Below are 20,490 nucleotides of genomic sequence, written 5' to 3'. Positions count from 1 at the left end.
TGTCTTGAAAGCAGTGCTTATAAGGCCTGATTGCGCCCTTTAGCGCCGGTTGGCGGCAGCGGGACGCCTATAGTCGTGAGGAGGACACGGGAAGTCAATTGGATGTGTTACCGCATTGTTACGATGACGGTGTTACCGCTGTTACTGATGCGATTCAGCAACGGGGAGCCGTTCCAGGCCGACAAACGGGCAGGCTTCAAGCAGGGCACTGAGGCGGTTGCCGTCCGGCAGTTGCAATGCCGCAGGCGCCAGTTCGGCCAGCGGATACAGCACGAACGCACGCAGGTGCATCTGATAGTGGGGAACCTTCAGGCGCGGTTCATCGATCAGGTGATCGCCAAATAGCAGGATATCCAGGTCAAGCGTGCGTGGGCCCCAACGTTCCAGGCGTTCGCGGCCTTGGTCGTTTTCGATCGCCTGCAGCGCGTCCAGCAGTGCTAGGGGCGCAAGGCTGCTGTCCAGGGCGGCAACCGCGTTGGTGTAGCGCGGTTGGCCCGGGAGCAGGGAGTCACTTTGGTAAAAAGCGGACACGCCAGCGAGGGTCGTGCCGGGCAATTGCGCCAGCGCTTGGAGAGCGCTGCGCAATTGTTGCTCCGGGGCGGCCAGATTGCTGCCCATGCCAATGTAGATACGTTCCACGTTTATTCGCCTGCGGCGCCCGAGGCATCGGCTGAGCTGCGTTTGCGCTTGGTGCCACTGCGGCGACGTTTTTTCGGCCCTTCGCCGGTTCCTTCACCCTTGCTGCCCAGCTCACGAATCATCTCGCGACGTCCGCTGTCATTGGCGTCCTGGTAATCAGTCCACCATTCGCCCAGGCCGTCGGTCTGCTCGCCGGCGCTTTCGCGCAGCAGCAGGAAGTCGTAGCCGGCACGGAAGCGTGGGTTGTCCAGCAGCAGGTCGGCGCGCTTGCCGCTGCGGCGCGGCAGGCGTTCCTGCATGTCCCAGATCTCGCGGATCGGCATGGTGAAGCGCTTGGGTATCGCAATGCGCTGGCACTGTTCGGCGATCAGCTCGTGAGCGGCTTCCTGCATGGCCGGGATCGGCGGCATGCCACGGTCCTGCAAACGCAGTACACGTTTGGGCAGGGCGGGCCACAACAGCGCGGCAAACAGGAACGCCGGAGTCACCGGTTTATTCTGCTTGATGCGCAAATCGGTGTTGATCAATGCCTCGCTGATCAACGTATGGGTATAGGTCGGGTTGTGTTCCAGTGCTTCGGCGCTGGCCGGGAACAACGGGTCGAACAACTGCAGGTCGACGAGCATCTCGAAGGTATCGGCGGCGTAGCCCGAGAGGAACAGCTTGAGCACTTCCTCGAACAGGCGCGCCGAAGGAATTTCGCGCAGCATCGGCGCCAGTTCGCGAATCGGCGCAGCGGTGTGTTTCTCGATACCGAAGTTCAGCTTGGCGGCGAAACGCACGGCCCGCAGCATGCGTACCGGGTCTTCCTGGTAACGCTGCGTCGGGTCGCCGATCAGGCGGATCAGGTTGTTGCGGATGTCGTGCACGCCGTTGGCGTAATCGAGGATGCGCTCGCTGACCGGGTCGTAATACAGGGCGTTAATGGTGAAGTCACGGCGCTGCGCGTCTTCTTCCAGGGTGCCATAGACGTTGTCGCGCAGGATGCGTCCGCTTTCGTTGCGGGAAGACTGATTAGTGTCTTCCTCTTCATCGTTTTGCGGATGGCCGGCGCGGAACGTTGCGACTTCGATGATTTCGCGACCGAAGTGGATGTGCACCAGCTTGAAGCGCCGGCCGATGATGCGCGCATTGCGAAACTCGGCGCGCACCTGCTCGGGCGTGGCACTGGTGGCGACGTCGAAATCCTTGGGGGTGATATTGAGCAACATGTCGCGTACGCAACCGCCTACCAGATAGGCCTGGTAACCGGCGTTCTGCAAACGCTCGACGATATTCACGGCATAACGGCTGAATTGAGCGCGTTGCAGCGAATGCTGGCTGCTGTTGAGCACTTCAGGCGTGCTGCGTTTGTGTTGCGTACGACGCAAGGGCGAACGGAATGACTGGAACAACTTCTTCAGCATGGGATGCACTGTTTGAAGGAATGTTCGGCCATAACGAAGAATGACCGCATGATGGGCCGGGATTCTAGCATTTAGTCGGGGGATGGTGTAGGAACAAGCTGCAGGCTTTGCGCCATAAGCTTTTGAGCAGCAAATCCTGTGAGGATCTATCGGAAACTACAAGGGGAGCCGAAGCTCCCCCAGAAGTAGTTGCGTGCTCTATTTTTATTATTGGTTTCGGGCTTCTTGTTTTTGTTGATCGCCCTCGCCATGAGCTTTGACCTTCATGGCACTCTCAATCGAGAGTCAAGAGCAAACGGATTGCTTTGGTCGCTGTGTTGCTGATCTACGATCCAACCAGTTCAGGCTCTGCCTTAGGGCAGTTTTTGTTGTTCTCGGCCTGGTTGCGGGGCAAGCCCCAAATGCAACGCCTCTCCAAAAGAATCAGTTAGCTGCGCCTCCGCCGTGTTGTTTTTGTTATGCGTGAGTCGATTCGTCTTATTTTTATTGTCTTGTACAAAGCTTGTTATTGTTTTTGTACTAAGCATATAGCAGGGTGCGTGCCAACTTTTGTGCCACCCAGTAAAACCGGGGGGTTGAGGCGGATTCGGCTTTTTGACGGGCGAAAAAAAGCCGGGGGTTCGTTACCGTAAGCCCCGGCTTTTGTTACGCAAAAAATCAGCGGTAACAGTTTTTTCACATCTGTGGGTGTTACCTGTGGGCGCGCGCCTCAGCTTTCGCTGGCCACACCGGTCTTGCGCCGTGGGATACCCAGGCGCTGACGGCGCTCCCACAGGCATTTACGGCTCACGCCCAGTTTGCGCGCCAGTTCGGTTTCGGTCATATGGTCCTGATGCTCCAGGACAAAATGCTGGAAGTAGTCTTCCAGTGACAGATCCTCGGTCGGCTCATGGCTGGTATTGCTACCGCCCTGTTGCGGGGCCAGGCCGATGAAATCGTCGTCCTCCAGGTCACTGAGTTCGATATCGATACCCAGCAGCTCGGCGGAAATCTCCGGGCTCTCGGACAGGATCACCGCGCGCTCGACCGCATTCTCCAGCTCCCGCACGTTACCCGGCCACGAGTAATGTCGGATTGCCTGCTCGGCGTCCGGGGCGAATTTCAGGTCGGTACGGTTGATACGTGCGCTCTGGCGCAGCAGGAACGCTTGGGCGATCTCGTTGACGTCGGCGCCACGCTCACGCAGGGCCGGCAGCTTGAGGGCGATCACGTGCAGGCGGTAATACAAGTCTTCACGGAACTGGCCGATCTTGGCCAGGCTCTTTAGGTCGCGGTGGGTGGCCGCGATCAGGCGAACATCGACCTTCTGCGATTGCACCGAGCCCACGCGGCGAATCTCGCCTTCCTGCAACACGCGCAGCAATCGCGCCTGCGCTTCCAGCGGCAGCTCGCCGATTTCGTCGAGGAACAATGTGCCGCCGTCCGCCGCCTCCACCAGGCCCGCACGCCCGGCGCTGGCGCCGGTAAACGCGCCTTTCTCGTGGCCGAACAGTTCGGACTCGATCAGGGATTCGGGAATCGCTGCACAGTTCACCGAGATCATCGGTGCCTTGGCGCGCTTGGACAGATTATGCAGCGCGCGCGCCACCAGTTCCTTGCCGGTGCCGGATTCACCTTGGATCAGCACATTGGAATCGGTTGGCGCCACTTTGCGGATCTTGCCGTACAGGTCCTGCATCGGCGGGCAGGAGCCGATGATGCCAATCTCGCCATTGCTGTTGTCGACGCCCGGCTTGTCGGCTGCGCTGGCGGTTTTACCGGCGGGACGTTGTTCGGCCGGTGCGCTGCTGGCCGACTGACGGTCGCGCAGGATGCGCGCCACGGCCTGAAGCATCTCGTCGTGGTCGAACGGTTTGGCGATGTAGTCCACCGCGCCCATCTTCATGGAGTCCACCGCCGAGCGCAGGCTGGCGTAGCTGGTCATGATCAGCACCGGCGTGCCCTGGCCAAGCTTGATCAACTCGGTGCCAGGCGCACCGGGCAGGCGCAGGTCACTGACAATCAGGTCGAACGTGGGAATGCTGAAACGCTCTTGTGCTTCCTGCACCGAGCCGGCTTCGCTGACCTGGTACTGGTTACGTTCAAGCAGGCGACGCAAGGCAGAGCGGATAATGGTTTCGTCTTCGACGATCAAAATGTGCGGCATTGATTCAATTCTCTCGACGGTCTCAGTTCACAGCGGACGTCGCTTCGACATGACGCGGCAAGGTCACCCGAATACGGGTGCCGCGTTGGCTTTCGGTGTCAGCCGGGCTGTCGATGGTGATTTGTCCATAATGCTCTTCAACGATGGAATAGACCAGTGCAAGGCCCAGACCGGTACCTTCGCCTGGGTCCTTGGTGGTGAAGAAAGGTTCGAACAGTCGGTCCATGATGTTCTGTGGAATACCGCTACCTTCATCTTCGACGATCAGATCGACCGTATGCTCGAAACCCTCGGTCTTGACACGTACCGCGCCACCGGCCGGCGTGGCGTCGCGGGCATTGGAAAGCAGGTTGATCAGCACTTGGGCAAGGCGTTGCGAATCACCGTCGACCCAATGGTCGGGGTCGCACAGGTTAAAGAACTGTACTTCGAAATTACGTCGGTTCAAGGCCAGCAGCCCAATGGCATCCTGCGCCACTTCGGCCAGGCACACCGCCTCATCGAGATTTTGATGGGCGCCGGCGTGGGCAAAACTCATCAGCGACTGCACGATCCGCGACACGCGCTTGGTCTGTTCGAGGATCTGCCCGCTGATTTCGATGATTTCACCGTCTTCTTCGCGCTCCTCCCGCAGGTTTTGCGCCAGGCAGGCAATGCCGGTAATCGGGTTGCCGATCTCGTGGGCCACGCCCGCCGCCAGGCGCCCGATACTGGCCAGGCGCTCTGAGTGCACCAGTTTGTCTTCGAGCATCTGGGTTTCGGTCAGGTCTTCGACCAGTAACACCAGGCCGCTGTTACCGGGGGCCAGGGGTTCGTCGATCGCGGCTTTGTGCAGGTTGAGCCAGCGGGTCTGGCCGTCGAGGGCCAGGTGCTGCTTGTGCAGATGTTCGTCGGGCAGGTTGATGAAGCCTTGCAACAATTCTTTCCAGGGCTCGCCCAAGGTATTCAGGCGCGACCCCACCACCCGCTGCGCGGCGATGCCGGTGAGTTCTTCCATGGCCTTGTTCCACATCAGGATCTCCTGATCCTTGGCCAGGGAGCACACCCCCATCGGCAATTCCTGCAGCGTCTGGCGATGGTAGCGGCGCAGGGCGTCGAGTTCGGCGGCAAGCCCGGTGAGGCGCGAGTGGTAGTCCTCCAGCCGGCTCTCGATGAAGTGGATGTCTTCGGTCACGTAGTTTTCGCCGCCGGCCTTGTAGGGCAGGAAGGTTTCCACCATGTCCTGGGACACGCTGGGGCCCATCAAACCGGACAGGTTGGCTTCGATGCGGTCACGCAGGCGGCGCAGTGCGTAAGGACGGCGCTCGTCAAAGGGCAGGTACAGATCGCGCAGCGCTTGTTCGACTTCCTTTTGCGCGGCCTTGGCGCCCAGCGGCTTGGCCAGTTGCGTGGCGAACTCCTGGGGTGAGGCGGCATGCAGTTCACGGCGTTGCGGACGGCGTACGTTATCCACGGCGCAGGCTTCGGCGGCGCTGGTTTCCTCGGGGCTGGCGTTGGTGAACAACGAAATCAGGGTGAACATCAGTACGTTGGCGGCCAGCGAGGCAATCGCGGCCATGTGCCAACTGGTGTCGTCCAGCACATAAATCATGTTCAGCAGTGGGATGTAGAAGCCCTGCAGGTTACCGACCAGCGGTAGCAGCATGGTCACGACCCACACCAGGATCCCCGCCAGCAACCCGGCGATGAAACCCCGACGATTGGCGGTCGGCCAGTACAGCACCGACAACACCCCCGGCAGGAACTGCAAGGTGGCGACAAACGCGACGATGCCAAGGTTGGCCAGGTCTTGTCCGGCACCCAGCAGCAGGTAGAAGCCATAGCCGGCCATGATGATCGCGACGATCAGCGCACGGCGCGTCCATTTCAACCAGCGGTAGATATTGCCTTCGGCCGGGGGCTGGTACAGCGGCAGCACCAGGTGGTTGAGCGCCATGCCCGACAGCGCCAGGGTGGTGACGATGATCAGTCCGCTGGCTGCCGATAAGCCGCCGACATACGCCAGCAGCGCCAGGGCCGGGCTATTGGCGGCAATGCCGATACCGAGGGTGAAGTATTCGGGGTTGGTGGTGGCACCCAGTTTCAGGCCGGCCCACAGGATCAGCGGCACCGCCAGGCTCATCAGCAGCAGGAACAGCGGCAAGCCCCAGCTGGCGCTGACCAGCGCGCGCGGGTTGAGGTTTTCGGTAAACGTCATGTGATACATGTGCGGCATCACGATTGCCGAGGCGAAGAACACCAGCAGCAGGGTGCGCCACGGGCCTTCCTGCAAGGGCGTATGCAAGGCGGCGAGGGCCGTCTGGTTTTGCAGCAGCCACAGTTCCAGCTGTTGCGGGCCGTCGAACACGCCGTACAGCGCATACAGGCCGACGCCACCAATGGCGATCAGCTTGATCACTGACTCAAAGGCAATCGCAAACACCAGGCCTTCGTGCTTCTCGCGGGTGGCGATATGGCGCGAGCCGAAGAAAATTGTGAATAAGGTGATCAGCGCACAGAAGGCCAGGGCGACGCGGTGCTGCACCGGCTCGCGGGTAAGAATGCTGATCGAGTCGGCCACGGCCTGGATTTGCAGGGCCAGCAAGGGCAGCACGCCAATCAGCATGAATACGGTGGTCAGCGCCCCGGCCCAGGTACTGCGAAAGCGGAACGCGAACAGGTCCGCCAGGGATGACAATTGGTAGGTACGGGTGATTTTCAGGATCGGGTACAGCAACACCGGTGCCAGTAAAAAAGCGCCGGACACGCCGAGGTAGCTGGACAGGAAACCGTAGCCGTACTGATAGGCCAGGCCCACCGTGCCATAGAAGGCCCAGGCACTGGCGTACACGCCGAGGGACAAGGTGTAGGTCAACGGATGGCGAATGATCGCCCGCGGAATCATTCCGCGCTCACTGATCCAGGCCACCCCGAACAACGCAGCCAGGTAGGCGGCGCTGATCAGCAGCATCTGGGTGAGGCTAAAGCTCATCGGCATCTTTTTGGCTCTGCAGGATGAAAGTCACGACGATCAGGATCAGCCACAGCAGATAGGGGCGATACCAGGCGCCCGTGGCGTCGATCCACCAATCCATGATGGCGGGGGAAAACAGGTAGATCCCGACGACCAGCAGCAGGACCAATCGATAGATGTACATGTTGGCCTCTGATTAAAAAACTGCGGCGATGGTAACGGATGCCCGGCAAGCTGCAAGCGCCTTCAGCTCAATTGCGCTTCGGCCAGTGTGAGTGTGCGCGGTATCTGCGCGGCATCCCAGTGACGGATGCCCCAATCCAGCAGTTCCCGCGGGCTGGCGTGAAGCAGCTCGGTGCCGGGCTGCTGGCCGAGGGCGCGCAGTGCTCTGACCAGCAGCGGCGTGGCCTGCTCCGGCATCAGCGGCGGCGAACGGTAGGATTTGCCCAACTTGTTACCGTCCGGCTGGACGATCAACGGTACATGCAAGTAGCGCGGTTGGCGCAGGCCCAGCAGTTCTTGCAGATACAACTGGCGTGGGGTGGAGTCGAGCAGGTCGGCGCCGCGCACGATATCGGTAACACCTTGCCAGGCATCGTCGAGTACCACGGCCAACTGGTAGGCGTAGAGCCCGTCGCGGCGACGGATGATGAAATCGCCGGCGTCACGCCCCAGGTGCTGTCGGAATACGCCCTGTACGCGGTCGGTAAAGTGGTATTCGAGTTCTGGTACGCGTAACCGGATGGCGGCATCCTGCTGATCGTGACCGGCATTGCGGCACAAGCCCGGGTAGATGCCGTGGTAAGGCTCCAGCTGTTTGCGTGAACAGGTGCAGGCGTAGGCCAGGCCATGGTTGAACAGGCCGTTCAACACATTGGCGTAGGCATCATGCCGCTCACTTTGTCGGACCACTTCCCCGTCCCATTCGAAGCCATAGCTTTCCAAGGCATGAAGGATCGCCGCCTGGGCGCCGGGCTCTTCGCGGGGAGGGTCGAGATCTTCCATGCGCATCAGCCAGCGGCCGTTGTTGGCGCGGGCGTCAAGGTAGGAGGCGAGGGCGGCGACCAGCGAGCCGAAGTGCAAGTGGCCGCTGGGCGTGGGGGCGAAACGTCCGATATAGGTAGAGGCTGTCATGGGCCGGATACTACTGGAAAATCGCTGAACGCCAGAAACAAAAATGGAGCGTTCGCACGCTCCATTCGTTCAGCCCGGCGGGATTATTTGCCGACCTGTTTTTCCTTGATTTCGGCCAAGGTCTTGCAGTCTACGCACAGGTCCGCGGTCGGGCGGGCTTCCAGACGGCGGATACCGATCTCGACGCCGCAGGATTCGCACCAGCCGTATTCTTCGTCCTTGATCAGTTGCAGGGTCTTGTCGATCTTCTTGATCAGCTTGCGCTCGCGATCACGGGCGCGCAGTTCGAGAGCGAACTCTTCTTCCTGGCTGGCACGGTCGGCCGGATCCGGGAAGTTGGCGGCTTCGTCCTTCATATGGTCAACGGTGCGGTCAACTTCCTGCATCAAGTCCTGTTTCCACTTGTTCAGGATCTTGGTGAAATGCGCGCGCATGGGCTCGCCCATGTACTCCTCACCTTTCGTTTCTACGTAAGGTTCGAAGCCGCTGATGTTTTGCTTGTCTTGGGTGGACATGAATAGACCGCCTCTCACTCTTCTAATCCATTGCGCAGGATTGCAACGTCACCGACACCTGCCGGCCCTGCGGCTGCAAGCGGGCGAACTTACCAGATAGATTCGGGGTGCGCCACTCCCGGTTGTCGAGCCTGTCGCGTCGGGGTTGCAAACTGCAGCAGCCCGTCGTGACTGGGTATGTCGCGTCTCGAATGTTGATTTTAGTCGTTTTGTCGGTGCTTGCCCGGACCGCAAAGCCGGCCGGGTAGGCAATAGAGCATGTTTTACCGCGCGGGTTCGGTAGAATCCTGATTTTGTTCTTACCGTTAAGGAAGGCCAATGGCTCAGCCCTACAGTGCGCGCAGTCGCGCCATCGAACCTTTTCATGTCATGGCGTTGCTGGCGCGGGCCAATGAGCTGCAGGCTGCGGGCCATGATGTGATCCATCTGGAAATCGGCGAGCCGGATTTTACCACCGCCGAACCGATCATCCAGGCCGGCCAGGCGGCGCTGGCCAATGGCAAGACCCGCTACACCGCGGCCCGTGGAGTGCCGGAGTTGCGCGAAGCGATCAGCGGTCTCTACGAGCAGCGCTACGGTTTGAACATCGATCCCGAGCGAATCCTGATCACCCCCGGCGGCTCCGGCGCCCTGCTATTGGCCAGCAGCCTGTTGGTGGATCCCGGCAAGCACTGGCTGCTGGCAGACCCGGGCTACCCGTGTAACCGGCACTTTTTGCGATTGGTGGAAGGCGCCGCCCAACTGGTGCCGGTGGGCCCCGAGGTGCGTTACCAACTGACTGCCGATCTGGTCGCCAAGCACTGGGACCAGGACAGCGTGGGCGCGCTGGTGGCCTCTCCGGCCAACCCTACCGGGACAATCCTCACGCGCGATGAGTTGGCGCAGCTGTCGAGTGCACTCAAGGCGCGCAATGGGCATCTGGTGGTGGACGAAATCTACCACGGCCTCACTTACGGCACCGACGCGGCCAGCGTGTTGGAAGTGGACGATGAAGCTTTCGTCTTGAGCAGTTTTTCCAAGTATTTCGGCATGACCGGCTGGCGCCTGGGGTGGCTGGTGGCGCCACCGGCAGCCGTCAGCGAGCTGGAGAAGCTGGCGCAGAACCTCTACATCAGCGCACCCAGCATGGCCCAGTATGCGGCGCTGGCGTGTTTTACCCCGCAGACCTTGAGCATTCTGGAGGAGCGCCGCGCCGAATTTGGTCGTCGTCGTGATTTCTTGCTGCCGGCTCTGCGCGAGCTGGGCTTCGGCATCGCCGTTGAGCCCGAAGGCGCCTTTTATTTGTACGCTGATATCAGCGCATTCGGCGGTGATGCCTTCGCGTTCTGCAGGCACTTCCTGGAAACGCAGCATGTGGCCTTCACCCCCGGGCTGGATTTTGGCCGCTATCAAGCCGGGCATCATGTGCGTTTTGCCTACACCCAAAACCTGGATCGACTACAGGAGGCGGTGGAACGTATCGCCCGTGGCTTGCGGAGCTGGCAAGGCTGATGCACTTTTATCCTCCCCTCGAAGAAGGCCGGTTGATCCGCCGTTACAAGCGTTTTCTGACCGATATCGAAACCGTTACCGGCGAGTTGCTGACCATACACTGCCCCAACACCGGCTCGATGCTCAATTGCATGGTGGAAGGCGGGCAGGTGTGGTTCAGCCGTTCCAGCGACCCCAAGCGCAAGTTGCCCGGTACCTGGGAAATCGCCGAAACGCCCCAGGGCCGGCTGGCGTGCGTCAACACGGCACGCGCCAACCAGCTGGTTGAAGAAGCCTTACGCGCCGGCGTCATTACTGAGCTCAATGGTTTCACTGCGTTGAAGCGAGAGGTGCCTTACGGCCAGGAAAAAAGTCGGATCGATTTTCGCCTGGAATACCCGGACGGTGCGGCGTATGTCGAAGTCAAAAGCGTCACCCTGGGTTTTGACGGTTCCAGTGTTGCCGCTTTCCCCGATGCGGTGACCCAGCGTGGCGCCAAGCATTTGCGGGAGTTGGCGCATCTGGCGCGTGACGGCGTGCGAGCGGTGCAACTGTATTGCGTCAATCTGTCGGGAATTGATGCAGTGCGCCCGGCAGTGGAGATCGACGCCGCCTACGCCGCCGCCCTGCGCGAGGCCAAGGCTGCTGGTGTGCAAGTGCTGGCGTATGGCGCACGCGTAACGTCGGACGAGATTTGCATCGACCGTCGATTGGACGTGCGGCTCGACTAGATCGCCACCCACAGGCCCTGTTCATCTTCGCGGCCGGGCAGGGCAACGAGGCTCTGACCGGCGCACGGGCCTGCGATGCATTCGCCGCTTTCGATCAGGAACAGCGCACCATGCGTGGCACACTGGATCAGGCTGGCGCTGTCGTCGAGGAAACGATCAGGTTGCCATTCCAGCGCGATGCCGCGATGGGGACAACGGTTGATATAGAAATAGGCAACGCCGTTGCGGCGCACGGCCAACAGCTTGCAGCCGTCGATATCAAAACCACGGCTGCTGTCGGGTATGAGCTCGTCGGAAGGGCAGAGAAACTTCATTACAATCCTTAAGTGCCTTGACGTTCAAATGCAAACAATTATCAAATGCCGGCTTCGCCCGTTTGCTGACCGGGTGCTCGGTTCGATGCCTGGCAGGGTTTTTCTGTCACATCCGTGAGTGCTCAAAAGCCCATGCACCTGGAAGGAAACCCTGTTATGCGCCTGAGTACCAGCGTTATTGCGCTTGTTGTCGGACTGCTGGTCAACCCGGGGGCGCAAGCCGCCGAACTGCCACAGCGCTGGGTAAGCGCCGGTGGGGCGCTGTCGGAATGGGTCACTGAACTGGGTGGTGAGTCGAAGCTGGTGGGGGTGGACACGACCAGTCAGTACCCGGTGTCCCTCAAGGCGTTGCCGAGTATCGGGTATCAGCGGCAATTGTCGGCCGAAGGCATTCTGAGCCTGCGCCCTGAGGTACTGGTAGGCACCGAAGAAATGGGCCCCCCGCCGGTGCTGGCGCAGGTTCGCAGCGCGGGCGTGCGGGTGGAGATGTTCTCGGCGCAGCCGGATTTGCCGACGCTGAAAGGCAACCTTCAGCACTTGGGCAAGCTGCTCGGAGACGAGCCCAGGGCCAACCAATTGTTTACCGGATATGAGCAGGCGCTTGTTGAACAACAGCGCTGGGTCGCCAAGGCCCAATCCACGCAAAAAGCTCCGGGTGTGCTGCTGTTGATCGGCCACGCCGGCGGCAAACCGTTGATTGCCGGTAAGGACACGGCTGGCGACTGGGTACTGCGGCAGGCGGGCGGGCATAACCTGGCGACACACACGGGCTACAAACCGTTTTCCGTTGAGTCGCTGGCCGGCCTGAGCCCGGATGTGCTGGTGTTCGCCGACCGTGCGCTCACAGGCGATGCCGCGCGCACGGCGTTGTTCAAGGAAAACCCGCTCCTCGCGTCGACGCCGGCGGCCAGAAGCGGGCGGGTATTCGAGCTGGACCCGACCCTGTTGGTGGGTGGCTTGGGGCCGCGCCTGCCGCAGAGCCTTGTAACGTTATCCGCCGGTTTTTATCCGGCCCAGGCTAAGCCTGCCCCATGACCACTCTGGTTAAACCGAAGACGCTGTTTATCGGGCTGGCACTGTTGTGCGTGCTGGCTACATGGCTCTCGTTGGCGCTGGGCCCCGTGAGCCTGCCGTTGCTTGATACGCTGAAGGCGGGCTTGCGTTTGCTGGGCGTGCCCATCGAGGCGCAGGGGCTGGAACAGGCTGAACTGATCCTGGGGCAAATTCGTTTGCCGCGTACGTTGCTCGGCTTGGCGGTGGGTGGCGTGCTGGCGCTGTCGGGCGTGGCCATGCAGGGATTGTTTCGCAATCCGCTGGCAGACCCTGGGTTGGTGGGGGTGTCCAGTGGCGCTGCTTTGGGGGCTGCCATTGCCATCGTTGGCGGTTCGTTTTTCGGTGGATTGCCGGAGGCGTTCGGGCCGTATCTGCTGTCGATCTGCGCATTTCTCGGTGGTCTGGGCGTCACGGCGCTGGTCTATCGCCTGGGGCGGCATAACGGCCAGACGAATGTGGCGACGATGTTGCTCGCCGGCATCGCGCTCACCGCGCTGGCCGGCTCCGCGGTGGGACTGTTTACCTACCTGGCCGACGACGCCACGCTGCGGACCTTGACGTTCTGGAACCTGGGCAGCCTCAACGGCGCGAGTTATTCGCGGTTGTGGCCGCTGCTGCTGGTGAGTGCTGGAGTGGCGCTGTGGTTGCCGCGCCGGGCCAAGGCGTTGAATGCACTGTTGCTCGGCGAGTCCGAGGCCTGTCACCTGGGAATCGATGTCGAAGGGCTCAAGCGCGAACTGGTGTTTTGCACCGCGCTGGGTGTGGGCGCTGCGGTGGCGGCGGCGGGCATGATTGGTTTCGTCGGGCTGGTGGTGCCGCATTTGGTGCGACTGCTGGCTGGGCCCGATCATCGCGTGCTGTTGCCGGCATCGGTGCTGGCGGGCGCGAGCCTTCTGCTGTTTGCCGATCTGGTTGCACGCCTGGCCTTGGCGCCGGCGGAATTACCGATCGGTATCGTCACCGCCTTTATTGGCGCGCCGTTTTTTCTTTACCTGTTGTTGCGAGGGCGAGCCTGATGCTGAGCGTGCAAGCGTTACAGATTCGCCGCAGTCACAAGACGGTCTTGGCGGATATCACCCTTGACCTGCTGCCGGGAGAAGTGCTCGGCGTGCTCGGGCCCAATGGCGCAGGCAAAAGTACGTTGCTGGGTGCGTTATGCGGTGAGTTGCCTCCTGATGAAGGCTCGGTGCGTCTGGATAAGCGCGCGCTGAAAGACTGGAGCGGATCGCAGCGCGCACAGCGACTGGCGGTGTTGCCGCAAACCTCGACGCTGGACTTCGGGTTTCGTGTCGACGAGGTGGTCGGGATGGGCCGCCTGCCTCACCGAACCGGGCAAGTGCGCGATGACGAGATTATACAGGCAGCCCTGCAGGCGGCGGATGTGGCGCACTTGAGTGGCCGCAGTTATCTCGCGTTGTCCGGCGGTGAGCGCCAGCGCGTGCACCTGGCGCGGGTGCTGGCGCAGCTATGGCCGGGCGAAGCGGGGCAAACGCTGCTGTTGGATGAGCCGACGTCGATGCTGGATCCTTTGCATCAACATACGACCTTGCAGGCAATCCGCACCTTTGCCGATCGGGGGGCGGCGGTGCTGGTGATCCTGCATGACCTGAACCTGGCGGCGCGTTACTGTGATCGTATCCTGCTGCTGGCGGGTGGGCGCCCGCATGCCCTGGACACGCCGGCACAGGTGCTGCGGCCCGAGCCGCTCAAGGCGGTGTTTGGTCTGGATGTGTTGGTGCAGTCGCATCCGGAACGTGGTCATCCGTTGATCATCGCGCGCTGAGCGCAGGGTTTTTGCAGGCAAAAAAAGACCCGGCAAGAGCCGGGTCAAATAACCGTGATTAGCCTGATGAGGAGATAATCTGAGAGTCCGAACCAATGGTCTTCCAGTTATCGGCTGATCTCGCGACCAGTTGTGATAATCATAACGATTCTCATTTGTGAGTCAATCTTTGGTTTGAATGGATCGGGTTTTTTCTCAAACGTTCGTTTGAAAGTCCCATGAACATTGAGTCTGCAGGCTCAGTTAATTTTTCTGGCGCGCCGAAATGGCGTCCAGTTGGCGGTTCAGCGCCTCTTTGCGTTCTGCAGGAATGTCGTTCCAATGCACGTCCATCAATGCCCCTTCGATTGCATACAACAGCACTTTCGAGGCTCGGAACCCACGACTCCTTACGGCTCGATAGGCATCGACCGCTCCCAACCGACGCAAATCGGACGCACTGTGGATGCCCACCGCGTGCAGCCACTGTGCTGACGTCTTGCCGAGGTTTTTCAGGTGTTGCAGCTCATCGTTCATCAAGCCTCCTTGCAACGGCCGAATGGTGCGGTGGGTATCGTGACCAGCAGACCTGAACAGGAGTGTAGCGCTCAGTAGGAAAAGTGTAGTTCTTTGCTCGGAAACGGTTCAAAAGCTTATAAGAATGGCGCGAAAATTTTGACGTGCGCACGCGCGTGCCCCAGGCATGCCTGGCGAGGCCTGGGGATGGAGCGTAGGGGTTACTTGGTGCGGTAGCGCAGGCGAGTCCCGAAATTGACCGACATGAGGATCTCATCGGCAGTCAATTCAGCCGGGAAGTAGGTGCCGGAAATCTGTGCATGGGCCAGACTGGCGCCTTCCAGCGAGCAGTCGCGCAAATCCAGTCCGCGCAAATCGGCGGAACGGAAATAGGCATCCGTGAAATCCACGCCTGTGGCATTCAATTCGCGCAGGTCCAGCCCGCGAAAATCGCCACCGCGCATGTCGATGGTGACGTCGTTCGGGCGCTCCTTGTTGAAGCCTCGGATATCGTCTTTGTGCAGGAGCGAGTAGAGCGGGGTATCAAGAAGCTTGGGGTGACTCATGATGACGAACTCCTGTTGGATTTATGACGCCATTATAGTGCCACTATTGCTGGGTCGTGCGCCCAGTAGACGACACGACCAAGAAATTTTTCTTACAGACCCGGCATGCGTTGGCGAATTTGCGCGACCAATGCATCGAGGGTACCGCTCTGATTGGTTTCGACGCGTTTGCTCAGTAGCAGTTCTTCGGCCGTCAGGGGGTCGCGATTGGCATGCTGTTCTTCGATAACGCTCAAGGTGGCGTCAGACGGATCGTTTTTATCTGCCTGACGTTGCGCCAGCCAACTGGTAATCACGGCGTGTGGCGCATTGCAATCGAGGATCAGGAAGGGCGCACCGGTGGCCTCGGCCACTTTGGCTGCGGCGTCGCGCTGTGCATGTTTGAGGAACGTGGCATCCAGTACCACCGGGTAGCCGGCGCGCAGCACGGTGTCGGCAATTTCGTTCAGGCGTGCGTAGGTGCGTGCGCTGGCATCGGCGGCATAGATGCCGGCTTGAGGTGTATTTTCCACCTGCTGCTCACCGAACAGGCGCTTGCGCTCCACATCTGAGCGTAGGCGCACGGCACCCAGTGCTTCTACCAGACGCATGGCGACGTGGCTTTTGCCCACCGCCGAAACCCCGTGGGTTATCGCCAGGAAGCGCGACGGGATGGTGCTATAGCTTTCCGCCAGGTTGGCGTAGTTGCGGTACTGGCGCAGCGTCGTGGCGCGTTGCACCGGGCTGGCTTCGCTCGGCATGCTGAACAGCGCGACCTTGGCACGCACGAGCGCACGGTAGGCTTTATAGAAGTTCAGCAGTTCAAGGCCCTGATAATCACCGGTCAGCTCCAGGTACTGACTGATGAAGCGACGAGCCAGGGACTTGAGGCCGCGGTCTTCCAGGTCCATGGCCAGGAAGCCGGTATCGGCATACACGTCGGTGAAGCGGAAAGGTTCGTTGAACTCGATGCAGTCGAAGATCACCACCTGGCCGTCAATCAACGTGGCGTTACCGAGGTGGATATCACCGTGGCACTCGCGGGTGAAACCGTCGATCTTGCGCTTTGCCAGCAACGGTTTAAGGCGTTCGAAGCTGCTCTCGGCCCAGGCTTGCAAGGCTTCCAGTTGCGCCAGGTCGGCCTTGTCGCTGAGGAACGGGCGGATCTGGTCGAAGTTCTGCCTTACCGGCGCCATCACTTCGCCCGGGGTGCCGGCGGGATGCTCCTGCGGGACTTTCGGCGCAGTGAGGTGGAAGTGCGCGATTTGCTTGGCCATCTCGTCAATGTGCGCACTGGTCAGTTCGCCATTGGCTTGCAAGGTACTGAGCAGTTGGCTTTGCGGGAACTGACGCATCTTCAGTGCGTACTCGATAACCGGCCCTTGGCCTCCCAGTTGAGGCGCTTCGGCCGTGCCGGTGATCGGCAATACTTCCAGATACAAATCCTGGGTCAGGCGCTGGTTGAGGCGCAGCTCTTCGTGACAGAAGTGACCGCGTTTTTCCAGATCAGTGAAGTCCAGGAAACCGAAGTTCATCGGTTTCTTCAGCTTATAGGCATACGGACCGGTCAGGACCACCCAGGAAATATGGGTTTCGATGACTTGGAACGCTTCAACCGGATGAGGATATAAAGCCGGGTTTTGCAGGGCTGCGATCAGGGACTGGCTCACGGGCGATCCTTCAGAGTCTGGGGAAAATCATGGCGGGCATTATGGCCGCTATGGCCGGTCGTGCAAACCGCTGTCCGGCTCATGTTGATCATCAATAAAGTGCGTATAATCCGCCGCCATGACTCGAACCCGATCTCCCCGCTCCCGTAAAAAACCTCCCTCCAGTGGCCTGCGTCCGTGGCTTGGCTGGGCGCTCAAGCTCGGCCTCGTGGGCCTTGTGGTGCTCGCAGGCTTTGCGGTGTACCTCGACGCCGTAGTCCAGGAAAAATTCTCCGGCAAGCGCTGGACCATTCCGGCCAAGGTGTATGCACGCCCGCTGGAGTTGTTCACCGGCCAGAAGCTGAGCAAGGATGATTTTCTCACCGAACTCGACGCCTTGGGCTACCGCCGCGAAGCCCTGAGCAATGGCCCGGGTGCGGCGGCGGTCAGCGGTAATACCGTCGACCTGAACACGCGTGGCTTCCAGTTTTATGAAGGCCTGGAAAAAGCCCAGCCGGTACGCGTGCGCTTTTCCGGTGATTATGTGGCCGAACTGTCGTCCCTCAACGGCTCGAAGCTGCCGGTGGTGCGCCTCGAACCGCTGATGATCGGCGGTATTTATCCGAAAAACCTTGAAGATCGCATCCTGATCAAGCTCGATCAGGTGCCGCCGTACCTGCTGGAAACCCTGGTTGCGGTGGAAGACCGGGATTTCTACAGCCATTGGGGCGTCTCGCCGAAGTCGATTGCCCGCGCCATTTGGGTGAACACCTCAGGCGGCAAGATGACTCAGGGCGGCAGTACGCTGACCCAGCAGTTGGTGAAGAACTTCTACCTGACCAATGAGCGCAGCCTGACCCGCAAGCTCACCGAAGCCATGATGGCCATGTTGCTGGAGTTGCACTACAGCAAACAGGAGATCCTCGAGGCGTACCTCAATGAGGTATTCGTCGGCCAGGATGGCCAGCGTGCGGTGCACGGTTTCGGCCTGGCCAGCCAGTTTTTCTTCGGTCAGCCGCTGTCTGAATTGAAGCTGCATCAGGTTGCCTTGCTGGTGGGCATGGTCAAGGGGCCTTCCTACTACAATCCGCGTCGCAACCCTGAGCGTGCGCTGGAGCGCCGCAACCTGGTGCTCGATGTGCTGGAGCAGCAGGGCGTTGCCACGGCTGAACAGGTCGCAGCAGCGAAGAAAATGCCGCTGGGCGTGACCACGCGCGGCAAGTTGGCGGACAGTTCCTTCCCTGGCTTTATCGATCTGGTGAAGCGCCAGTTGCGTGAAGACTATCGCGACGAAGACTTGACCGAAGAGGGTCTGCGGATATTCACCAGCTTCGACCCGATCCTGCAGATGAAGGCAGAGGCTTCAGTCAACGACACCTTCAAGCGCCTGACCGGCCGCAAAGGTTCGGACGAAGTGGAAGCGGCGATGGTGGTGACCAACCCGGAGACCGGTGAAGTCCAGGCCATGATCGGCAGTCGCCAGGCGAGCTTCGCCGGTTTCAACCGTGCACTGGATGCGGTGCGGCCGATTGGCTCGCTGGTCAAGCCTGCGGTTTACCTGACGGCTCTCGAGAAACCGAGCAAATACACGCTCACCAGTTGGCTGTCGGACGACCCGCTGTCGGTCAAGGGTGGTGATGGCCAGGTGTGGACGCCACAGAACTTCGATCGTCGCTCCCATGGCACGGTGTTCCTGTACCAAGGCCTGGCGCATTCGTACAACATTTCCACCTCGCGACTGGGGTTGGAAGTGGGCGTGCCGAATGTGCTCAAGACGCTGGCGCGACTGGGTATCACCCGTGAGTTCCCGGCTTTCCCGTCAATCCTGTTGGGCGCCGGTGCAATGACGCCGATGGAAGTCGCGACCATGTACCAGACCCTCGCCAACGGTGGTTTCAACACACCGATGCGTGGGATCCGGAGTGTGCTGACGGCCGAGGGTGAGCCGCTTAAACGCTACCCTTTCCAGATTCAACAGCGTTTCGATGCGGGCTCCATCTACCTGATCCAGAACGCCATGCAGCGCGTGATGCGCGAAGGTACTGGCAGCTCTGTCTATAAAGTGCTGCCTTCCAACCTGACGTTGGCGGGCAAGACCGGTACCAGTAACGACTCACGTGACAGCTGGTTCGCCGGTTTCGGTCAGGACGTGCTGGCGGTGGTGTGGCTGGGCCGTGATGACAATGGCAAGACGCCGTTTACCGGCGCTACCGGTGCACTGCAGGTCTGGACCAGTTTCATGCGCAAGGCCGATCCGTTGCCGTTGAACATGCCGCAGCCGGACAATATCGTGCAGGCCTGGATCGACCCGCATACCGGTCAAGGCTCCGATGCCAACTGTCCGGGCGCGGTACAGATGCCGTATATTCGCGGCAGCGAACCACCACCCGGTGCTGCGTGCGGGGGCGGTGCCCCGGCTGACGCGGAATCGGTGATGGATTGGGTCAAGGGCTGGATGAATTAAGCAAAGAGGGTTTCAAGTGAACAAGTGGTGTATTCCAGCGATTACAGCTCTGGCTTTGCTCAGCGGTTGCTCCAGCGTGCAGCGCGGCTCCATTCCCGTGGTGGATTCGAGCACGGCCGTTTCCAATAGCGATCGGATTTCGGCCAATGGCGGTTTCCGCCAGACCGTGACCAATCGTCCGGCGCAGGCCAAGCCTCAGGCCATGCCGCAGGATTCGGGCGTGGTGGTGATGGTGCCGGGCGCTGGCACTGCTACGTCGGCACCGATCAGTGCTGAGCCATGGACGCCGGGGCCGAGCAGCTCCGGGCCAATCGACGCGACACCGATTCAGACGGCGCCGGTCAATCAGGGCAGCTACAGCATGCCGTCGACGCCCAGCGGCATTCCATCGGCATCCAGCGCCGGAGGCCTGTCGGCTGACGAACAACTGGACGGTCCGGTACTGGCCTTGCTCACCACCGCTCAGCAACAACAGGCGGGAGGTGATTTGAACGGCGCCTCCTCAAGTCTTGAGCGTGCGCAGCGTGTTGCGCCGCGTGAGCCGCAGGTGCTGTATCGCCTGGCCCAGGTTCGCATGGCCCAAGGGGACGCGCCGCAGGCCGAGCAGTTTGCCCGTCGTGGCCTTTCACTGGCCAACGGCCGCCCCGACCTGCAAGCCAGCCTGTGGGCATTGATCGGTGATGCGCGCGCCGCCCAGGGCGATGCAGCCGGCGCCGCCCAGGCTCGTCAAAAAGCCAAGGTCAACCTCTGATGGATGCACGGTTGCCCGCGATAGCCGAACAGTTATTGCTGATCGAGCGCGAGTTGCGCGTGCAGGGCTGGTGGGACGAAGTGTCCCCCAGCGCCGAGGCGCTCAGCAGCGTCGAACCGTTTTCGGTGGACACCCTGGACTTTCACCAGTGGCTGCAATGGATTTTCCTGGCACGCATGAAGCAGATCCTCGAGCAGGACCTGCCGTTGCCCAATGTCTCGGGCATCCTCGAAATGGCGGAGATGGTCTACGCCGACCGACCACATGAGAGCCTTGGCTTGCGCAATGCGCTGAAAAAGTTCGATCAACTGATCGTCGGCGCTCGTTAATTGCCTGACTGCCGGTTTTTCCGGCAGTCTTGCGCACATTTCTACCGCTTGACGACATTCAGGCGAGTTTTATCCCTCCTCAAAGCCCTTTCTTCTACGTTCTCATGCGCTTA

Annotated in this window: 19 protein-coding genes; 8 read left to right on the top strand and 11 right to left on the bottom strand. The window is 60.7% G+C overall.

Annotated features, from left to right (window positions below):
• Positions 1-141: 141 nt before the first annotated feature.
• From folK to dksA, 7 genes are all read right to left on the bottom strand, one after another.
• The gene (folK, locus tag PSH66_RS24960) at positions 142-639 is read right to left on the bottom strand and encodes a 2-amino-4-hydroxy-6-hydroxymethyldihydropteridine diphosphokinase (RefSeq protein ID WP_003176122.1); all 498 of its coding nucleotides are present in this window, start codon (positions 637-639) and stop codon (positions 142-144) included.
• Between the two features lie 2 nt (positions 640-641).
• Positions 642-2,045 carry a polynucleotide adenylyltransferase PcnB gene (locus tag PSH66_RS24955; RefSeq protein WP_003176121.1) on the bottom strand — a complete coding sequence of 468 codons (1,404 nt, stop codon included), beginning with the start codon at positions 2,043-2,045 and terminating at the stop codon, positions 642-644.
• 709 nt (positions 2,046-2,754) lie between these two features.
• Entirely contained in the window at positions 2,755-4,191 is a 1,437-nt protein-coding gene (locus PSH66_RS24950) for a sigma-54 dependent transcriptional regulator (RefSeq protein ID WP_003176120.1), read from the bottom strand.
• A 22-nt stretch (positions 4,192-4,213) separates the two neighbouring features.
• On the bottom strand, positions 4,214-7,168 hold the full coding sequence (locus tag PSH66_RS24945; protein WP_176156673.1) for a sensor histidine kinase: 2,955 nt from the start codon (positions 7,166-7,168) through the stop codon (positions 4,214-4,216).
• A complete protein-coding gene (locus PSH66_RS24940) occupies positions 7,152-7,328 on the bottom strand; it encodes a hypothetical protein (RefSeq protein ID WP_003176118.1) in 177 nt (58 codons plus the stop codon). The genes PSH66_RS24945 and PSH66_RS24940 overlap by 17 nt, the downstream gene beginning before the upstream one ends.
• A gap of 62 nt (positions 7,329-7,390) precedes the next feature.
• The gene (gene gluQRS / locus PSH66_RS24935) at positions 7,391-8,278 is read right to left on the bottom strand and encodes a tRNA glutamyl-Q(34) synthetase GluQRS (RefSeq protein WP_003176117.1); all 888 of its coding nucleotides are present in this window, start codon (positions 8,276-8,278) and stop codon (positions 7,391-7,393) included.
• Positions 8,279-8,361: 83 nt separating this feature from the next.
• Complete coding sequence (dksA, locus tag PSH66_RS24930) at positions 8,362-8,793, bottom strand: RNA polymerase-binding protein DksA (protein WP_003176116.1); 432 nt, start codon at positions 8,791-8,793, stop codon at positions 8,362-8,364.
• A 318-nt stretch (positions 8,794-9,111) separates the two neighbouring features.
• On the opposite strand from dksA, the gene PSH66_RS24925 reads away from it, so the two are divergent.
• Positions 9,112-10,284 carry a pyridoxal phosphate-dependent aminotransferase gene (locus tag PSH66_RS24925; RefSeq protein ID WP_305427805.1) on the top strand — a complete coding sequence of 391 codons (1,173 nt, stop codon included), beginning with the start codon at positions 9,112-9,114 and terminating at the stop codon, positions 10,282-10,284.
• The gene (gene sfsA, locus PSH66_RS24920; RefSeq protein WP_003176114.1) at positions 10,284-10,994 is read left to right on the top strand and encodes a DNA/RNA nuclease SfsA; all 711 of its coding nucleotides are present in this window, start codon (positions 10,284-10,286) and stop codon (positions 10,992-10,994) included. The genes PSH66_RS24925 and sfsA overlap by 1 nt, the downstream gene beginning before the upstream one ends.
• Here sfsA and PSH66_RS24915 read toward each other — a convergent pair.
• Entirely contained in the window at positions 10,991-11,308 is a 318-nt protein-coding gene (locus PSH66_RS24915) for a Rieske 2Fe-2S domain-containing protein (protein ID WP_003176113.1), read from the bottom strand. The genes sfsA and PSH66_RS24915 overlap by 4 nt on opposite strands.
• A 156-nt stretch (positions 11,309-11,464) precedes the next feature.
• Here PSH66_RS24915 and PSH66_RS24910 point away from each other — a divergent pair, with 156 nt between their 5' ends.
• The 3 genes from PSH66_RS24910 to PSH66_RS24900 are packed head-to-tail and all read left to right on the top strand — an operon-like array spanning position 11,465 to position 14,144.
• A complete protein-coding gene (locus tag PSH66_RS24910; RefSeq protein WP_305427804.1) occupies positions 11,465-12,343 on the top strand; it encodes a hemin ABC transporter substrate-binding protein in 879 nt (292 codons plus the stop codon).
• A 50-nt stretch (positions 12,344-12,393) separates the two neighbouring features.
• On the top strand, positions 12,394-13,377 hold the full coding sequence (locus PSH66_RS24905) for an iron ABC transporter permease (RefSeq protein ID WP_181408590.1): 984 nt from the start codon (positions 12,394-12,396) through the stop codon (positions 13,375-13,377).
• A complete protein-coding gene (locus PSH66_RS24900) occupies positions 13,377-14,144 on the top strand; it encodes a heme ABC transporter ATP-binding protein (RefSeq protein WP_305427803.1) in 768 nt (255 codons plus the stop codon). Before PSH66_RS24905 ends, PSH66_RS24900 begins: the two co-directional genes overlap by 1 nt.
• 243 nt (positions 14,145-14,387) lie before the next feature.
• Here the strand turns inward: PSH66_RS24900 and PSH66_RS24895 are convergent, their stop codons facing one another.
• From PSH66_RS24895 to PSH66_RS24885, 3 genes are all read right to left on the bottom strand, one after another.
• The gene (locus tag PSH66_RS24895; RefSeq protein ID WP_003176109.1) at positions 14,388-14,660 is read right to left on the bottom strand and encodes a TfoX/Sxy family protein; all 273 of its coding nucleotides are present in this window, start codon (positions 14,658-14,660) and stop codon (positions 14,388-14,390) included.
• 200 nt (positions 14,661-14,860) lie between these two features.
• Entirely contained in the window at positions 14,861-15,205 is a 345-nt protein-coding gene (locus PSH66_RS24890) for a pentapeptide repeat-containing protein (RefSeq protein WP_003176108.1), read from the bottom strand.
• Between the two features lie 92 nt (positions 15,206-15,297).
• Entirely contained in the window at positions 15,298-16,854 is a 1,557-nt protein-coding gene (locus tag PSH66_RS24885; RefSeq protein WP_141063497.1) for a bifunctional aminoglycoside phosphotransferase/ATP-binding protein, read from the bottom strand.
• A 118-nt stretch (positions 16,855-16,972) separates the two neighbouring features.
• On the opposite strand from PSH66_RS24885, the gene mrcB reads away from it, so the two are divergent.
• Genes mrcB through PSH66_RS24870 form a run of 3 tightly spaced genes read left to right on the top strand, consistent with a single transcriptional unit; the run spans position 16,973 to position 20,377 of the window.
• On the top strand, positions 16,973-19,297 hold the full coding sequence (mrcB, locus tag PSH66_RS24880; RefSeq protein ID WP_305427802.1) for a penicillin-binding protein 1B: 2,325 nt from the start codon (positions 16,973-16,975) through the stop codon (positions 19,295-19,297).
• 16 nt (positions 19,298-19,313) lie between these two features.
• On the top strand, positions 19,314-20,048 hold the full coding sequence (locus PSH66_RS24875) for a M48 family metallopeptidase (protein ID WP_141063499.1): 735 nt from the start codon (positions 19,314-19,316) through the stop codon (positions 20,046-20,048).
• On the top strand, positions 20,048-20,377 hold the full coding sequence (locus PSH66_RS24870; RefSeq protein ID WP_003176104.1) for a YqcC family protein: 330 nt from the start codon (positions 20,048-20,050) through the stop codon (positions 20,375-20,377). Before PSH66_RS24875 ends, PSH66_RS24870 begins: the two co-directional genes overlap by 1 nt.
• The last annotated feature ends 113 nt before the right edge of the window (positions 20,378-20,490 follow it).

The sequence above is a fragment of the Pseudomonas sp. FP597 genome (assembly GCF_030687435.1).
GTDB classification, from domain to species: domain Bacteria; phylum Pseudomonadota; class Gammaproteobacteria; order Pseudomonadales; family Pseudomonadaceae; genus Aquipseudomonas; species Aquipseudomonas lactucae.
Note: the sequence above shows the minus strand (reverse complement) of the source record. Positions and strands in the feature narration are given on the sequence as shown.

What these genes read in the sequence shown, in the direction of transcription:
- PSH66_RS24895 (WP_003176109.1), bottom strand. Translation starts at nt 14,660, where the DNA reads ATGAACGATGAGCTGCAACACCTGAAAAACCTCGGCAAGACGTCAGCA.
- PSH66_RS24915 (WP_003176113.1), bottom strand. Translation starts at nt 11,308, where the DNA reads ATGAAGTTTCTCTGCCCTTCCGACGAGCTCATACCCGACAGCAGCCGT.
- PSH66_RS24950 (WP_003176120.1), bottom strand. Translation starts at nt 4,191, where the DNA reads ATGCCGCACATTTTGATCGTCGAAGACGAAACCATTATCCGCTCTGCC.
- PSH66_RS24940 (WP_003176118.1), bottom strand. Translation starts at nt 7,328, where the DNA reads ATGTACATCTATCGATTGGTCCTGCTGCTGGTCGTCGGGATCTACCTG.
- PSH66_RS24955 (WP_003176121.1), bottom strand. Translation starts at nt 2,045, where the DNA reads ATGCTGAAGAAGTTGTTCCAGTCATTCCGTTCGCCCTTGCGTCGTACG.
- mrcB (WP_305427802.1), top strand. Translation starts at nt 16,973, where the DNA reads ATGACTCGAACCCGATCTCCCCGCTCCCGTAAAAAACCTCCCTCCAGT.
- sfsA (WP_003176114.1), top strand. Translation starts at nt 10,284, where the DNA reads ATGCACTTTTATCCTCCCCTCGAAGAAGGCCGGTTGATCCGCCGTTAC.
- gluQRS (WP_003176117.1), bottom strand. Translation starts at nt 8,278, where the DNA reads ATGACAGCCTCTACCTATATCGGACGTTTCGCCCCCACGCCCAGCGGC.
- PSH66_RS24945 (WP_176156673.1), bottom strand. Translation starts at nt 7,168, where the DNA reads ATGCCGATGAGCTTTAGCCTCACCCAGATGCTGCTGATCAGCGCCGCC.
- PSH66_RS24890 (WP_003176108.1), bottom strand. Translation starts at nt 15,205, where the DNA reads ATGAGTCACCCCAAGCTTCTTGATACCCCGCTCTACTCGCTCCTGCAC.
- PSH66_RS24900 (WP_305427803.1), top strand. Translation starts at nt 13,377, where the DNA reads ATGCTGAGCGTGCAAGCGTTACAGATTCGCCGCAGTCACAAGACGGTC.
- PSH66_RS24925 (WP_305427805.1), top strand. Translation starts at nt 9,112, where the DNA reads ATGGCTCAGCCCTACAGTGCGCGCAGTCGCGCCATCGAACCTTTTCAT.
- PSH66_RS24870 (WP_003176104.1), top strand. Translation starts at nt 20,048, where the DNA reads ATGGATGCACGGTTGCCCGCGATAGCCGAACAGTTATTGCTGATCGAG.
- dksA (WP_003176116.1), bottom strand. Translation starts at nt 8,793, where the DNA reads ATGTCCACCCAAGACAAGCAAAACATCAGCGGCTTCGAACCTTACGTA.
- PSH66_RS24910 (WP_305427804.1), top strand. Translation starts at nt 11,465, where the DNA reads ATGCGCCTGAGTACCAGCGTTATTGCGCTTGTTGTCGGACTGCTGGTC.